This is a genomic window from Nonomuraea insulae (assembly GCF_042656245.1).
Genome location: NZ_JBHSPA010000033.1, coordinates 1 through 15,105, shown reverse-complemented (window position 1 = coordinate 15,105; position 15,105 = coordinate 1). Strand labels below are relative to the sequence as shown.

10 protein-coding genes and 1 pseudogene are annotated in these 15,105 nt (G+C 68.8%); 4 read left to right on the top strand and 7 right to left on the bottom strand.

Translation table 11 applies throughout. The annotated features are described in order from the left end of the window. Window positions 1-127: 127 nt before the first annotated feature. The 4 genes from ACFPZ3_RS29430 to ACFPZ3_RS29415 form a co-directional block, all read right to left on the bottom strand. A complete protein-coding gene (locus ACFPZ3_RS29430; RefSeq protein ID WP_379517508.1) occupies window positions 128-2,632 on the bottom strand; it encodes a PEP/pyruvate-binding domain-containing protein in 2,505 nt (834 codons plus the stop codon). Further along, window positions 2,629-3,342 (bottom strand): TetR/AcrR family transcriptional regulator, encoded by a 714-nt coding sequence (locus ACFPZ3_RS29425; protein ID WP_379517507.1) that lies wholly within the window; start codon window positions 3,340-3,342, stop codon window positions 2,629-2,631. Before ACFPZ3_RS29425 ends, ACFPZ3_RS29430 begins: the two co-directional genes overlap by 4 nt. Before the next feature lie 90 nt (window positions 3,343-3,432). Then, window positions 3,433-3,993, bottom strand: a complete 561-nt coding sequence (locus ACFPZ3_RS29420) for a hypothetical protein (protein WP_379517506.1) — start codon at window positions 3,991-3,993, stop codon at window positions 3,433-3,435. Window positions 3,994-4,038: 45 nt separating this feature from the next. Next, complete coding sequence (locus ACFPZ3_RS29415) at window positions 4,039-4,332, bottom strand: hypothetical protein (RefSeq protein WP_379517524.1); 294 nt, start codon at window positions 4,330-4,332, stop codon at window positions 4,039-4,041. Between ACFPZ3_RS29415 and ACFPZ3_RS29410 the strand changes: the two genes are divergently transcribed. After that, a complete protein-coding gene (locus ACFPZ3_RS29410) occupies window positions 4,262-4,753 on the top strand; it encodes a hypothetical protein (RefSeq protein WP_379517525.1) in 492 nt (163 codons plus the stop codon). The genes ACFPZ3_RS29415 and ACFPZ3_RS29410 overlap by 71 nt on opposite strands. Here the strand turns inward: ACFPZ3_RS29410 and ACFPZ3_RS29405 are convergent. The 3 genes from ACFPZ3_RS29405 to ACFPZ3_RS29395 all read right to left on the bottom strand — a co-directional run bounded on the left by ACFPZ3_RS29405 (window position 4,705) and on the right by ACFPZ3_RS29395 (window position 11,786). Further along, complete coding sequence (locus tag ACFPZ3_RS29405; RefSeq protein WP_379517523.1) at window positions 4,705-6,717, bottom strand: cellulase family glycosylhydrolase; 2,013 nt, start codon at window positions 6,715-6,717, stop codon at window positions 4,705-4,707. The genes ACFPZ3_RS29410 and ACFPZ3_RS29405 overlap by 49 nt on opposite strands. A gap of 705 nt (window positions 6,718-7,422) precedes the next feature. Continuing rightward, on the bottom strand, window positions 7,423-8,922 hold the full coding sequence (locus ACFPZ3_RS29400; protein ID WP_379517505.1) for a glycoside hydrolase family 43 protein: 1,500 nt from the start codon (window positions 8,920-8,922) through the stop codon (window positions 7,423-7,425). Window positions 8,923-8,945: 23 nt separating this feature from the next. Then, complete coding sequence (locus tag ACFPZ3_RS29395; RefSeq protein WP_379517504.1) at window positions 8,946-11,786, bottom strand: glycoside hydrolase family 3 C-terminal domain-containing protein; 2,841 nt, start codon at window positions 11,784-11,786, stop codon at window positions 8,946-8,948. A 363-nt stretch (window positions 11,787-12,149) separates the two neighbouring features. On the opposite strand from ACFPZ3_RS29395, the gene ACFPZ3_RS29390 reads away from it, so the two are divergent. The 3 genes and pseudogenes from ACFPZ3_RS29390 to ACFPZ3_RS29380 all read left to right on the top strand — a co-directional run. Continuing rightward, window positions 12,150-13,838, top strand: coding sequence for an ABC transporter substrate-binding protein (locus ACFPZ3_RS29390; protein WP_379517503.1), 1,689 nt, complete (start codon window positions 12,150-12,152; stop codon window positions 13,836-13,838). A gap of 80 nt (window positions 13,839-13,918) precedes the next feature. Further along, window positions 13,919-14,845: an ABC transporter permease gene (locus ACFPZ3_RS29385; RefSeq protein ID WP_379517502.1), complete on the top strand. Its 927-nt coding sequence runs from the start codon at window positions 13,919-13,921 to the stop codon at window positions 14,843-14,845. Beyond that, window positions 14,842-15,105, top strand: a pseudogene (locus ACFPZ3_RS29380) (carbohydrate ABC transporter permease); the annotation flags it as partial. The gene ACFPZ3_RS29385 and the pseudogene ACFPZ3_RS29380, both read left to right, overlap by 4 nt.

Sequence of the window (15,105 nt, the reverse complement as noted above, 5' to 3'; positions counted from 1 at the left end):
CTGGAAGGTTGCGCGGCGGTCGGCGCGGTTGACCTCCAGCCCGCCGGCGGCGGCGATGGGGCTGTCGGCGCGATGGCGTCGGCCGATACCCCGCCGCCGGCGCGGCGCCGAACATGACGGGCTGGCCTTAGGCGGTCTGATCGTCGTCGGCGCGCGTCAGCAACTCAACCGTGCCGTGCTCGCCGTCCACCCGGACGTGGTCGCCGTCACGCAGCCGCATGGTCGCGTTGCCGGTACCGACCACGGCCGGGATGCCCAGCTCGCGGGCGACGATGGATGCGTGCGACAGTGGCGCGCCCATATCGGTCACGACGGCGCCCGCGCGCGGGAACATCGGGGTCCAGCCCACGTTGGTCAGCGTCGTCACCAGAACCTCGCCCGGACCGAGCCGCTCGCCCTGCTCCGGGGTCGCGATCACGCGCACCGTACCCTCCACCACGCCCGGGGCGCCGGGGAACCCGGTCACGGTGTCGCCCACCGGGATCGTGATGCCGCGGGAGTCGTACAGGTCGACACGCCGGTCGGGGTCGGCGGCCCAGCGCACCGGATCGAAGCTGCCGACGATCAGTGCCGGGTACGGTGGCAGCGCCGCGTACCGCTCGAAGGTCGCCCGCCGTACCGGCACCCGCTCCAGCGCGGCCGTATGGGAGCGCAGCAGGTCCAGCAGCTCCGCCGAGCGGAGGTAGAACACGTCGTCGCCGTGCCTGGTCAGCTCGCCCGCGCGGAGGACGAAGGCGCGCAGCACCCAGAACGCCCGCACGGCCTCCGAGCGCGTGGATTCGCGATCGCGCACGGCAGCGTTCCAGCGCCGGACCCGCTCGCGCATCTTGGCCTGCTTGCCCGGGTAACGCTCGGCGAAGCGCGCCCAGGCCGCCTCGCGCGCTTTCTCCTGCCGAGCGAGCAGCGCCTCGGTGCCGGCCCGCAGGTCGCGCAGACCCGCCAGCTGCGCGTCGATCCAGCCGTCGTCCTCACCGGGCCGCGGGATCGACACCTCGAACTCGTGCGGACCGCGGTGCCCGTAGGCGCGGGCGAACTCCTCCCGGGTGATCTCCCCGCGCGCCAGCCTGGCAAGGCCCAGGACGGGACCCAGGCTGGCCAGCTCTCCGTCGACGTTGACGCCGGTGAGCATGGCCTCGGCGTCGATGTCCCCCATCAACGCGCGCAGCCGGCCGCGGGTGCCGAGCAGGGTGGTGCCGCCTTGGCGACCGGCGGCCTCCAACATGGCGGACGCGGTGATCAGGTGCGGCTCGATCTCGCGCTCGTACAGGCCGGCCAGCTCCCGCCCCGAGGTGATGGCGGCGATGCGCGCATGCAGATCCTCACATCGCTGCTGGGCGGTGGCCAGGAACGCGCGCATGCCCTTCAGGTTCTGCCGGGCCCGGCGGCGGACGCGGATCGCCGTAGGCACGGCGGACTTGAGGCTCTCCCAGCTGAGAAGCTTCACCCTCGGCACGTCGAGGCCAGGCGGGATCTTGCCGAAGACGTCCTCGATCGCGCTGGCCCATGCCTTCACGCGGAAGGTCGCCGCCGCGGAGTGGATGGGGCTGAGGTTCAAGTAGAAGCGGCCGCCGATGTTGCCGATCAGGTCCACGCCGGGCTGGGCGGATCCTGACATGGCCTCGTGGATGAACAGCTGCACGAACGACCAGGTGATAGGCGTCATCACGTCGGGGATGGCCTCACCGAAGTTGCCTGCCGTCCACAGGTAGTCGCGCTTGAGGCTGTCGTTCCACTCTTCGACCTGCGTCTTCAGCCCAGTGATCGGGCGGGCCTGCACGAGCGCGAACGCGCCGTCGTGCCTGGCCCACTCCACGTCCACCGGCATGCCGTACAGCCTCTGTACCCGCGCTCCGAGCGCGGCCAGTTCCACGGCCTGCGCATCGTCGAGCACCGGCGTGCGGCGCAGCTCATCGGGGACGGGACGCTCCTCGGTGCCGGCCGGGGTGCGCTCAGTCATGACCGTCTTATCGCTCGTGGTCGCCTGGGTCACCGCGTCGCCCGAGACCACGATGGTGTCGGGGGTGACGTGCCCGCCGACCACTGCCTCGCCGAGGCCCCAGGAGGCGTTGATGACCGTCTCGTCGCGGGCGCCGGTGACCGGATTGGCGGTGAACAGGATGCCTGCGGCGTCCGCCTCCACCAGCTCCTGCACCACCACCGCCATGGCCACCTCGTCGTGAGGGACGCCGTGCTGGTCGCGGTAGGCGACGGCGCGCGCGTTCCATAGCGAGGCCCAGCACCGCTTGACCGCGTCCAGCAGGGCGTCGCCGCGGACGTTGAGGTAGGTGTCCTGCTGGCCGGCGAACGACATCTCCGGCAGGTCCTCGGCGGTGGCCGACGAGCGGACGGCGACGGGCACCGCCGTGCCGAGGGCACGGTAGGCGCGCAGGATCTCCTCGGCGATGCCCGAGGAGAGGTCGTGGCCGGCGAACAGGGTCGCGGTGCGCTCGGGATCGCCCGGGCCGATCTCGTCGCGGAAGGCCGACACGAAGGCGCGGTAGGCCTCGGTCGTGATGTGGAACCCGCGAGGGACCGGCAGCCCGGCCCGGACCAGCCGGGCCAGCGACGCGCCCTTGCCACCCACGCTGGCCAGGTCGGCCCCGGCATCGTCGAGAGGCAGCACCAGCTTCACGACACACGCTCCTCAGTTCCCAGGGAGATCGCGAGCTTGCGGACGGCGACCGCCGCCATGGTGTCCACATAGTCCAGGGTCGCCCGTGCCACAGCCTGAGCGTCCTCCTCCGATAGTTCACGGCCGGTGCCCAGGGCGCCCTCGATGGTGCCGGCCACCAGCTCGCCGACCCGCTCGCTGGGCAGCCGCTCCTCCTCCGGCACCAGGTCGGGCAGGAACACGAACCCGTAAACGATCGCCGGGATCACCATCAAGTAGTCGCCGGGATCCTTGCGCACCGCGCCGTGCTCGATCAGCTTGCCGATGTAGGTGCCGAAAGCGGAACTCAGGTCCAGGCCGGTCGTGCTGCTCTGCTTCAACCGCGCGAACTTGCCGAGCACCTCGGAGTCGCCGACCAGGACCGCCCGCAGCAGCGGCCTGCGCAGCGCCGTGGCGACGAACCCGCCGAACAGCCGGCTCAACGTGGCGGGTGCGCTCCTGCGCATGTCCTCGACGAGGTAGACCCGCTCGCGCCGCAGCAGCGCGACGAACAGATCGTCGCGGGTCTTCCAGTGCAGGTAGATGGTGCCCTTGGCGACGCCCGCGCGCTTGGCCACGTCGTCGATCCTGGTCTTGTCGTAGCCCCACCGAAGGATCAGCTCGGCGGCGGCGTCCAGGATCCGGTGCGCTCGTTGCACCGGATCCTGCGGCGGCCGTCCCACTCTGACCATACGCTCACTCCAATGTTTTTGACTAAATAAGACTATTTGGTCATTAATAGCAGCGCAAGCTGGCGCCCGCGCCCCATGCAACATGGCCCCCTACGCGCCATCAGCTGACCCCGACCAGCCTGCGCCCCCGCTGGCTCGACAGGTCAGCCGGGTAAGGCACACCGTGACCGGTCTGTCCTGTTCGCCGTTGTCGATCCCGAGCCGGTTGTCGATATGGGCCACGTCCTGGCAGCCGGTGAAGTACTGGGCCCAGTTGGCCGGTCGCCAGTCTCCGACGCGGACGACGACGGTGCGTTCGGCGGGCGGTGGTCCCCAGCCTCGCTGAGATGGGTAGCGGCGCTGTGTGTGCCGCAGATGGTGCAGGTCGAGACCGGCGTAGGTGCCCAGCAGGACGCGGGTGCGGTCGTAGACGAGGCGGACGCTGCCGGTGTGCGGGCAGATGTCGGCGGGGATAGAGCGGCGGGCCGGGACAGGGCGCCGCTCGGACAGGAACAGCGGGCCGTGTATGCGCGTGCTGCCGTCAGCGAGGCAGAGCAGGCGGAGGCAGGTGCGCGGTGCCGCTGTCTCAGTACACCCACTCGACGGCGCCGCCCTTGGACCGATGACCCGCGCGTGCTGGCCCTGGCAAAGGGCCGCCAGTAGCTCGTCCACGACTGCACGTTTGTGCCGACGTGGGACGAGCTGACCGACACCGCGTCAAGGGGCGGTTCCACATCGCGGGCCCCGCCTGGTTGACCCCGGCGCGGCAGAGTGAGGCTCAGCTCTGGGCCAGTGCTCCAGAAGCGGTAGTCGCGGTCCTTGACGAGGGCGGCGCGCTTCCAGAGGCCGGAGGTCAGGGCACTGGACGTACCAGGCGGTTTGGCCGCGGTCGTCACGCAGACGGGGCCAGGCCTGCTCGCGTCCGCCGTTGGGATCGCCGGTGGCGGCGAAGCGGGTCCAGGCTCCGATCGGCCGGTCGCCGAGGGCGGCCTGGCTGGGCGACAGCTTCACGAACAGGGCCAGGTCGAACAGGTACGAAAGCTCGGCCAGGTGCTGGGCGGCGGCGCCGACCCCCAAGCAGGTCCTGGAACGCTACACCGCACTCACCGGCCGCCCCGGCGCCGATCACCGTGGGGCGCTCCGGCCGCTTGAGCAGGTCGAGTGCCGCCGCGCGGCCGTCCTCCCGGTCAGGTCGGCGCGTACGACGAGGCCGGGGTCCACCGGCAGGCCCGCTGTCCCCAAGGCGGAGCGACAGTCGTCCAGCCCGGCCCCGGCAGCACAGGTCCTGGTCCGCTCCGCCCACCATCGCGATCCGTCGGCGCCCCAGCTCGATGACATGGACCGGCACCGCAGCCAGTGCGGCCGCGGTGCCATTGGCCATCGTCAGGTGGCGCTGCCGGTCACCGTGGTGCCGGACTTGGTGAGGTGGTAGGTGATCTGCGTCCCGCTCCAGAAGTGGAAGGTGAGGGTGACAGGGCCGTCGTTGACTTCGGCGAAGAACTCGGGTTTCAGGATGATGGTGTTGGCGTTGTAGTCGGGCTGGAAGTGCTGCCAGAACTCCTTGTACGGGGTCCAGTTGGCCGGTCCTGCCGGGCTGCCGTCGGCGTACTTGGCTTCCATGGTGGCGAGCTGGTCGCCGCGGAACTGGGTGGGAATGGCGAAGGAGGTGGTCGTGCCGGTGGCGGCGGCCTGGGTCGGCGGGTCGGCGGTGATGATGCTGATCGGCCACGCCACGCCCTGGGAGAAGCGGGCCTCGATGGTGGCGTTCACGCCGTAGGCGCGGTTCCCGGCCAGCCGCGTGAGTGCCGCCGGCGTGAGGGTCAGCGTGGTGCCGGACATGGTGTAGTCGGTGCCGCTGACGAGGTTGGTGCTACCCTGCCGCAGGCCCTGGAACGTGGTGCCGTTGAGGTTGAGCGTGAGAGTCCTGGCGGTGATCGCACCGCTGCGGGGCAGATAGACCTGGTCTGAGGAGGCCGTGCCGGAGCGTGTGGTCCAGCTGGCCTTCATCATGTCGTACACGCCCTGGTCCCGCCATCGCAGCTCGTTGCGGTTCAGGAACTGACCCGCGTCCCAGAGCATGGTGGTGAGCTTCCTGGTACGGGCGTGGTAGCCGACGGCCTCGAGAAACTTCAGGAACTCGCCTCGTTCGATGACACCCGGCCGGTTGTGGTCCCAATTGAGCAGGGCCCATTCTCCGACGATCACAGGTATCCCGCGGGACACGAACGTGTTGTACACCCGGTCGAAGGTGCCGGTCAGGTCCTGCTCGACGTCGGAGTTGTACCGGGTGCCGCCGGCGATGTTGACGCTGAACGGCCACCACCCGTAGAAGTGCACCGTCGCAGCCAGGTTGGGGTCGTGCAATTGGTTGAAGGTCGTCGTCAACGCGTCCAGCCGGCCCTGTTCGGCGTTGGTGAACAGGGTGGGCAGCACGAGCAGCCGGTTGGCGTTGCCACCGCCGGACTGGCGTACGAGGTGCACGAACTCGGTGTTGAGCTCGTTCAGCACCTGGTAGTTCTGGTCGTCTCCCGAGGTGCCGGTGAATTGCGGCTCGTTGATGCTCTCGAACACCAGCTTGGAGGAATGGCCGCGGAAGGTGGCGGCGATCTGCTTCCACAGTGCGGTGTACCGGTTCATCACGGTCGTGCGGTCGCCGGGGTAGCCGTTGATCCACTGCCAGGAGTCGTGATGCAGGTTGATCATCACGTAGAAGCCCTCCGCCAGGGACCAGTCGACGATCTGGCGGACGCGATTCAGCCAGGCGGCGTCGATGGTGTAGCCCGGCGCTGAGCCATGGTGATTGGTCCAGGTCACCGGGATCCGGATGCTGTTGAACCCCTGGGAACGTACGTGGTGGAGCAATGCCTGGGTTGTTAGAGGGTTGCCCCACGCCGTCTCGTCGGGGATGGCGTCGAGCGTGTTGCCCAGGTTCCATCCGGGTTGCATCGCGGCCACCGTGGCCATCGGGTCACCCGGCTGAGAGGTCGGGGTCGTGGTGGGAGTCGGGGTGACGGTGGGAGTCGGCGTGCCGCCGACGCTCCCGGTGCAGGTAACCCCATTGAGCGTGAACGCGGCCGGTACGGCGTTGCCGCCCGACCACGATCCGTTGAAGCCGAACGAGACCGTCGCGTCGGTCGCGACGGCCCCGTTGTAGCTCGCGTTCACCGCGGTGACCTGCGCGCCCGACGAGGTGACCGTCGCGTTCCACGCCTGGGTGACCGCCTGGCCGGAGGGGAAGCTCCACGCCAGGCTCCAGCCGTTGATCGGGTCGCCGAGGTTGGTGACGTCCACATTGGCGGTGAAACCGCCCGTCCATTGAGACGAAACCTTGTACGCCACGCGGCAGCCCGTGGCCGCTTGGGCGTTGACGGCCATCATCATCCCCGCCACCAGCACTGCGACCAAGGCGCCGACGATCGCGCCCACTCGCCGGTGGGCCCCTTGTAATCTGGGCGAATCCATGATTGCTCTCCCTTCGTGCATGCGTGCACGTCAGCCTTTGACCGCGCCGATCAACACACTCTTGGTGACGTGTCGTTGACGGCGGTCGGCCATTGTCGATCAGGACTGCGATCCCTGCGGTGAATGTTTCGGTGCAAGTCTGCGCATGGCGTTCTCCCCCTGAAGGGAAAGAGTCTTCACTTCTCTCCTGCGAGAGCGCCAGCAGAAACTTTCTCCATATGATCACGATAGTTTCGAGGAGCGTAATAAGGGCCAGTGGAGCTGTCAACGACTTGGTAGCAATGACTGAACGGATGCGCACGTGGCTGGACGTCCAGCGTGTCGAGACCCAATGGGACGGCTGAAAGTTTCAGGTCAGGCCCTTGCTGATCACCAGCGCAAGGTCTCGGCGGATGCGCCGGCGGTGATCCAGCAGCCGATCCGCCGGGCGCTGGCGGTGATCCAGCGGGTCCCGGTCCACGCGAGCTCGACCAGGCCGATGGCGGGGGAGTCCTGAACAAGCCGTGACCGCGGCTGGAGAGCATCCGCATGAAGTCCGTTCCCGCCTCGACGCGCAGGGTCTCGCGTTTGGCCCGCCACTCGGGGATGCGGTCGAGGTCATGGAAGAGCTGGTCAACGGGGTGGCTCCTGCTCGGAAAGTCAGTCGGCAGGCTCGTAGTCGAGCCAGTCGAAGCGCACGTGGCCCGCAGACGCGTACATGCCGATGACCCTTCCGGTGAATCCGCCCGCCACCTCGGTGGACAGGTATCGGCCGTCGAGCGAGGCGAGCACCGTGAAGGCGCCGTCCTCGTCCTCCACACCGAGTTCCAGGGTGTCCGGCTCGGACCGTGCGTCGCCGCCGCCCTTGTTGGCCAGGACGTCGATGCGCAGGACCATCGGGCCCGGGTGGACCGTGTGGGTGGCCACTGTCGTGGTCAGCGATCCGATCCTGGCGGTGACGCGGACGTGGGTTCCGGTGGCCTCGATCTCGTAGTGATGGTGCTCGTCCTGCAGGACGCAGAGCCCGCCCGCCCCCTCGGCGGGGTCGATCAACGTCCGGGTCCGGCACGAGAGGTGTTGCTGGCGTCGTCCCAGGAAGGTGACGTCGGGCTCGTCGGGGGATCCGCCGCGCGCGTGCAGGGTCAGCCAGCCGGGACGCTCCCTGGTGCCGCACTCTTCAGGTCGGCGGCTGCGCAGGGACAACCACCGCGGGTGCAGCTCCTCCTGGTCGAAGTCGTCGCGCGCGGACGACGCGGTGAGCGGGTGCGGCGGCCAGGCGGCGTCGATCGAGGGCGCCAGCTCGCCGACGACGGGCCAGCCGTCGGTCCAGTGCACCGGTGCCAGGAATGTCTCCCGCCCGAGGACGTGCCAGCCGGGAGTGCCGCCGCGCGGACGGACGCCGAGCAGCACCATCCACCACGACCCGTCGGGGCCCTGCACGAGATCACCGTGGCCGGTGTTCTGGATGGGCCGGTCGGTGCCGCGATGCGTGAGGATCGGGTTGGCTGGGCAGGGCTCGAACGGGCCCTGCGGACTGGGGCCGCGGGCGATGGAAATGCTGTGTCCCCGCTCGGTCCCGCCCTCCGCGATGAGCAGGTACCAGTGGTCGCCGATCTGGTACAGGTGAGGTCCTTCGGGAGCGAACGCCCCGGGGGTCCCCGACCAGAGCCGTCGCGGGGAACCGAAGGTCCGGCCGGTCTCCGGATCGATCCGCACCTGCCAGATGCCGGCGTAGGTGCACCAGCAGTTACCGTCGTCGTCCCAGGCCAGGTCCGGGTCGATGCCGGTCACCCCCGGGACCCGGATGGGGTCGGACCAGGGCCCGGCGGGGTCGTCCGCCGTGAACAGGAGATTCCCGCCGTCGTCGACGTTGGTGGTGATCAGCCAGAAGCGCTTGTCATGGTGACGCAGCGTGGGAGCGTAGATACCGCCGGAGAACGAGCCGGTGACCGGCAGGCGAAGCTGACTCGGCCGCTCCAGCGCATTGCCTATCTGGGCCCAGTTCACGAGATCGCGGCTGTGGAAGATCGGGACACCCGGGAAGTACGCGAAACTGGAGCACGCCAGGTAGTAGTCCTCTCCGACGCGGCAGATCGTCGGATCGGGGTGAAAGCCCGGGATCACCGGGTTGGTCATCGCCGCCGTATGGACAGCACTCATCCGATTCCTTTCAGATTGAGATCTCAGGAGGCGAAGGACAACGTCCTCAGCCGCTGTTCGCCGGTCAGGATCACGTACAGATCGTGGACGCCAGCCAGAGCCTTGGGCAGTTCGGCCTCGACGCTGGTCCAGGCATGGCGGTCGCCGGTGGACGGCACCCGAAGGGAGGCCAGCAGCCGTTCGCCGGACCACAGCTCGAGCAGGGCGGAGCCGGATTCGGCCCGTGAGACCTCGACGGTGACGCGGGCGGCGCCGGTGAGATCGACGGAGCAGAACAGCAGCCGGCCTGTTTCCTCCGCAGGCGCGACCGCGTCGCCGTCCTCGCGGGTGGCGTCGACCAGGACGATGCCTGTGTAGTCGTCGAAGTCGGCGGCCAGAACCGGTCGCCGCAGCGCCGGGCGTGGCTCGGGCGCCGGACCGGCGACCGTCACCCCGGCGGTGCGCAGTGGCTTCGCCGCCGAGTGGGCTATCACGAGCTCGTACCGGCCGGGGTCGACCGTGAACGATTCGGTGGTCACGTCCCAGTGTGCGAGCGAGTCGGCCACGGGGAGCCGGAACTCCAGCTCCGCCGCCGCGCCGACGTCCAGGCGGACCTTGCGGAAGTCGGCGAGGCGCAGCAGCGGCGCCTCGTAGCGGGCGCCCACCGCCCGCACGTAGAGCTGGACGATCTCCACGCCGGCCCGGTCGCCGGCGTTGCGGACTGTGACGCGGGCGCGGACCTCGCCGTTGCGGTCCAGTTCGCCCGATTCGAGGACGATGTCGGAGTACTCGAAGCGGGTGTAGGACAGGCCGTGACCGAAGGCATACAGAGCGGGCTCGCGATGGTACTGGTAGGTCCAGCCGGCCTTGATGATGTCGTAGTCGAGGCGGCCGGGCAGCGGGTCGCCGCCGCGGTACCAGGTCTGCGGCAGGCGTCCGGAGGCGTCCGCCTCGCCGCGCAGGACGCGGGCGAGGCCGCGGCCGGTCTCCTGCCCGCCGTGGGAGGACCACAACACGGTGGGCAGGTGTTCGTCGGCCCAGTCGATGGCATAGGGGTAGCTGGACATGACGACCAGTACGGTCTCGTCCCGGACGGCCGCGACCGCGCGCAGCAGGCGCTCCTGGGCTGGGGGCAGTCGCAGGTCGGCGCGGTCCTGGGTCTCGCGGCCGTTGATGTGCGGGTCGTTGCCGAGGACCACCACCGCGACGTCCGCCTGCCGCGCCGCCGCGACCGCGTCGGCGACGCCGTCGCGGACGACGGTGCGCGTAAAGCGGGTGGCCGCTGGGGCTTGCGCCGTCATGGTGAGGTCGCCCGTGGCCGGATCCACGCGCGCGTAGCGGCCGTTGTGCAGGTTGCGGAGCAACTCACCGCCGTCGCCGCCCGGTTCGAGGGAGAAAGTCTCGTGGACGTCCCAGCCGCCGGGCTGGTCGCGTTCGGCGTACACCCGCTGGTCCTCGTCGTGCATACTCGCGTAGCGGCCGGTGGCGGCGGAACGCAGGGTGAGCGCGCCCAGGTCCCAGTCGAACAGGTCGAACTGGGCTGCGGCGTCGGAGTCGCCAGTGTCCGTCACAGCGAGGAGGCCGTCCTCGCCCACGGCGGTCAGGGCGAGACCGGAAACGGTGCGCAGCACGACGCGGTCCACGCCTTCCACGCCCTCGACCCCGAGGCCGTCGGCGACAGTGATCCGGTAGGGATGGGTGCCGCTGTACCAGTCCTCGAACAGGGTGTCGGACAGCGGGCCGATCACAGCGACGCGTCGGTCGGCGGCAAGCGGCAGCAGGCCGTCGTTCTTCAGCAGAACGACGGAGTCGGTGGCGGCGCGCAGCGCCAGCGCTCGGTGAACGGGAGAGTCGACGACGTCCCAGCCGATGCCCGCGTACGGGTCCAGTTGGGGGTCGAACTCGCCGAGGCGAAAGCGTATCGACAATTGGCGGCGTACGGCCGCGTCCACGTCGTCCATGGAGAGCAGGCCCCGTTCCAGCGCGGTGCTGATCCGGTCGAAGGTGGTGGCGCTGTCCTCGCCGTTGTCGGTGAAACTGTCGATGCCGGCCTTGAGGGCGGCGGCGTGGGCCTCGGCGTGGTCGTCGAAGTAGTGCTCGGGATCGACCAGGTTGGACGGTGCCTGGGCGTCGCTGACGTTGAAGAGCTCGTGCCCGGTGGGCTCCGCCCACGTGCGCAGTTCCCGCTCCAGCAGCCGGCTGACGTGGCAGGGACGACCGTTGACCAGGTTGTAGGCCGCCATCACCCCGGTCGCTGCTCCAGTGGCGATAGGCAGGCGGAAGGCGGCGAGGTCGTACTCGTGCAGCACTCGGGGGCGCAGCCCCGAGGAGGTGGTACAGCGGTCTTCCTCGTTGTTGTAGGCCAGGAAGTGCTTGAGGATCGGGGCGGTGCGCAGGTAGACGGGATGGTCGCCGGACATGCCCCGGCAGAAGGCGGTGCCCAGCCGGGCGGAGGCGAGGGCGTCCTCGGAGTAGCCCTCCTCGTTGCGGCCCCAGCGCGGGTCGCGGAGCGGGTTCACCACAGGGGCCCAGCCCTGCAGGCTGTTGCGGCCGGTGCCGACGACCGGCGGGCGGTGGTGGTGGAAGGCGCGCTGCTCGGCGGAGATGGCCTCTGCGACCTCGCGGACCAGGTCCTCGTCCCAGGTCGCGCCGAGGCCAACCGCCTGCGGGAAGACAGTGGCCCGGCCGAGCCAGGCGACGCCGTGCAGCGTCTCGGTGCCGGTGCGGAACTCGGCCACGCCCAGGCGGGGGATGGCGGGGGAGTACTGGTGCACCATCGCGACGCGCTCCCGTGGCGTGAGCCGGGAGAGCAGGTCCCGCACGCGCTCGGCCAGCGGGAGCGCAGGGTCGCGGAAGGGCAAGGTGGGCGCGACGGCGGTGGTCATGGTGGGAAGTCCCTTGCAGGGCGGAGGTTGCGAAAGCCGACACGACGGAACCGTCGGCGAAGCGTTTCGACGCTGGCATTCACCAGCCAAGATGTCAAGAGAAACTTTCGTGGAAACATGAACGCGATAGAGTGTTTATATTTCTCGGCTGAGACACTTGCGCGGCGCCTCGCGAGCCGCTTAACCTCTCGGCAACATTCGAGCGTTTCGACAACCGCACGCTAGCCCTCCCGCACGGTCGTGGCCGATCTGAGGACGGTTGTCGGGCAGCCCGGGCATAGCCCCACCACCCTGCCGTGCCGACACAGCGCTTCGTGATCGGCTGCCGCGCTCCCGAAAGTTTCGACGAGAAAGGCTCATCCGATGGGGAATGACTCCACGGGGCTCAGCCGCAGATGGTTCTTGCGCGACTCCGCGCTCGCGCTGGGGGCGGCGGCGTTCGCCACGCCCCTGCTCGCGGCGTGCGGTGGCTCCGGCACGGCCGGGGGCGTCAGCGACAAGAAGGGCCTGGCGGCGGTGCTGCCCGAGTACGTGCCGTCTTCCGGTGGCGCGAAGCCGGACCTTCCGGGCGTCGCGGGCGCATCCGGGGCCAGGACCACCCCGGGATACCTGAGCTATCCGGCCGATCTGGTCAAGACCGTGAAGCAGACCCCCGGAGCGGGCGGGAGCTACAAGGCGATCACGCCGCTGTGGGGCTCGATACCCCCTTCGGGCAACGCGTACTACCAGGCGGTCAACAAGGCGCTGGGGGCAGATCTCGTGGTGAGCCCGGCCAACGGCAACACGTATGCGACCACCATTCCGACGCTGGTCGCCGGCGACAGGCTACCGGACTGGATCCAGCTGCCCACCTGGTGGAACGGCACATTCAACACGGGCGAGCTGGCCGCCAAGAGGTTCGCCGACCTGACGCCGTACCTGTCCGGCGGCAACATCCGGAAATACCCGAACCTCGCCGCCATTCCTACCGGCGGCTGGGAGGCCGGTGCGTGGGAGGGCAAGCTCTACGGCATCCCGTCGTTCGCCACGCAGCAGGCGCTTGCCGGCGTCCTTTATTACCGCAAGGACGTCTTCGACGCCCGGGGCGTCAACCCCGACGAGGTCAAGTCCGCCGATGACTTGTACCACCTGGGTGCCGAGCTGACCGCAGTGAAGTCCAATGTGTGGGCCTTCGACAACCTCTGGCTGATGATCCAGCAGATGTACAAGGTGCCCTCCGGCTTCTACGTGGAGGGCGGCAAGCTGCACAGCGGCTACGAGTCACCCCAGATGGAGGCGGCGCTGGAGTTCGCCTACAAGCTCGCGAAGTCGGGATACGTACACCCCAACGCCTTGGCGAACGACACCAGCAGCGCGACGCAGACCTTCTACAGCGGCAAGCTGCTGGTGCAGGCCGGCGGCTCCGGCGGCTGGAACGTCATGGACGCGCAGGCCGGCATGGCGGCCGACCCCGCCTACGTCCGCGGCGCGTTCAAGATCTTCTCGGCGGACGGTTCCACCCCGACGATCCTGCTCGGCCCGGCCACGAGCCAGATCAGCTACCTGAACAAGAGCCTCTCGCAGAAGCAGATCGAGGAGTGTCTGCGGATCGCGGACTTCCTGGCCGCTCCCTTCGGCACCTACGAGTACACACTGCTCAACTACGGCGTGGAAGGGGTGGACTGGAAGAAGGGAGCGCACGGTCCGGAGTACACGGACAAGGGCCGGAAGGAGGCCAGCCAGGTGACCTACCAGTTCCTGTGCGCGCCCGAGAGCGTCGTGAGCAATCCCGGCTTCGACGCCATCACCCAGGCCTACTGTGCCTGGTCGGCGGAGGCGGTCAAGTACGCTGCCAAGCCGGTGTTCTGGAACATGAACGTGACGGTTCCCAGCCGCTTCGCGAGCGCCGCCACCGCGCAGCAGGTCATTGACATCATCATCCAGGTGACCTGCGGAACCAAGACGGTCGCCGACTACAAGGACACCGTCAAGACGTGGAAGGCGGCCGGGGGCGACCAGCTCACCGCGTGGTACCAGACCAATGTCCTCGACAAGCACGGCACGGGACAGTGACGACGGTAACCAGGGACGGGACCGCAGGTTCTGACAACGCGCGCGCGGCGGGCACGCAAGCGAAAGCCCGGCGCGGCGGCATGGGACAGCAGGGCCTGAACTGGCGGATACGGCTGCGCCACGACAAGTCCCTGATCGTCATGACGCTGCCGGCGCTGGCGTTGATCATCGCCTTCAACTACCTGCCGATGTTCGGCACGGTGACGGCGTTCCAGTACTACGACTACATCTCCGGCTTCTTCGCCAGCCCTTGGGCCGGTCTGGACAACTTCCTGCAACTCTTCAGGGACGCCAATTTCTGGCACGCTTTCGAGAACACCCTGGTCCTGAGCTTCGTTCAGCTCGTCCTCTTCTTCCCGGTCCCGATCGCACTGGCGATCATGCTGAACTCGGTGCTGAGCTCCAAGGTCCGCTCGTTCTTCCAGGCGGTCGTCTACCTGCCGCACTTCTTCTCCTGGGTGCTCGTCATCACGCTGTTCCAGGAGATGCTGGGCGGCGCCGGTCTGCTCAACCACTTCCTGCGCGTGCACGACCTGGGCACCTGGGGCATCATGACCAACCCCGACACCTTCAAATACCTGGTCACCGCACAGACAGTCTGGAAGGAGGCCGGCTGGGGGATCATCGTCTTCCTGGCCGCCATCGCCGGCATCAGCCCGAGCCTGTATGAGGCCGCCGCGGCCGACGGCGCCGGGCGCTGGCGCCGCATGTGGCACATCACGCTGCCCGGCATGCGCGGCGTCATCGTGCTGATGCTGGTGCTGCGCCTCGGCAACGCGCTCAGCGTCGGATTCGAGCAGTTCCTGATCCAGCGCAACACGGTCGGCTCGGGCGTGTCCGAAGTGCTCGACACCTACTCGTACTACTACGGCGTCGTGGCCAACAACTACGGCGTCGGCGCGGCGGCCGGGCTCTTCAAGGGCGTTGTGTCACTGATCCTCATCCTCGCGGCCAACAAGGTAGCGCACCTGCTTGGCGAGGACGGCATCTACAGGAGGGGCAAGTGACCACTGCATCCTCGCGCCCGGTGTGGGAGGAGAAGCCCACCGTCCTCGGGCAGCTCTCCAAGGGACTGAACCTGGGCGTCGTGCTGCTGCTGATCCTTTTCCCGCTCTACTGCGTAGTGATCACCAGCTTCTCCACGCAGGCCTCCATCAACGAGGCCGGCGGGATCGTCATCATCCCCCACGGCCTGACCCTCCAGGCCTACAGCGAGATGCTGGGCGGGGGTGTGGTGACCAGGGCCGTGATCATTGCTCTCGGGATC

Coding starts and splice junctions, on each gene's coding strand:
- ACFPZ3_RS29425 (WP_379517507.1), bottom strand. CDS start 3,342: ATGGTCAGAGTGGGACGGCCGCCGCAGGATCCGGTGCAACGAGCGCAC.
- ACFPZ3_RS29400 (WP_379517505.1), bottom strand. CDS start 8,922: ATGAGTGCTGTCCATACGGCGGCGATGACCAACCCGGTGATCCCGGGC.
- ACFPZ3_RS29395 (WP_379517504.1), bottom strand. CDS start 11,786: ATGACCACCGCCGTCGCGCCCACCTTGCCCTTCCGCGACCCTGCGCTC.
- ACFPZ3_RS29390 (WP_379517503.1), top strand. CDS start 12,150: ATGGGGAATGACTCCACGGGGCTCAGCCGCAGATGGTTCTTGCGCGAC.
- ACFPZ3_RS29385 (WP_379517502.1), top strand. CDS start 13,919: ATGGGACAGCAGGGCCTGAACTGGCGGATACGGCTGCGCCACGACAAG.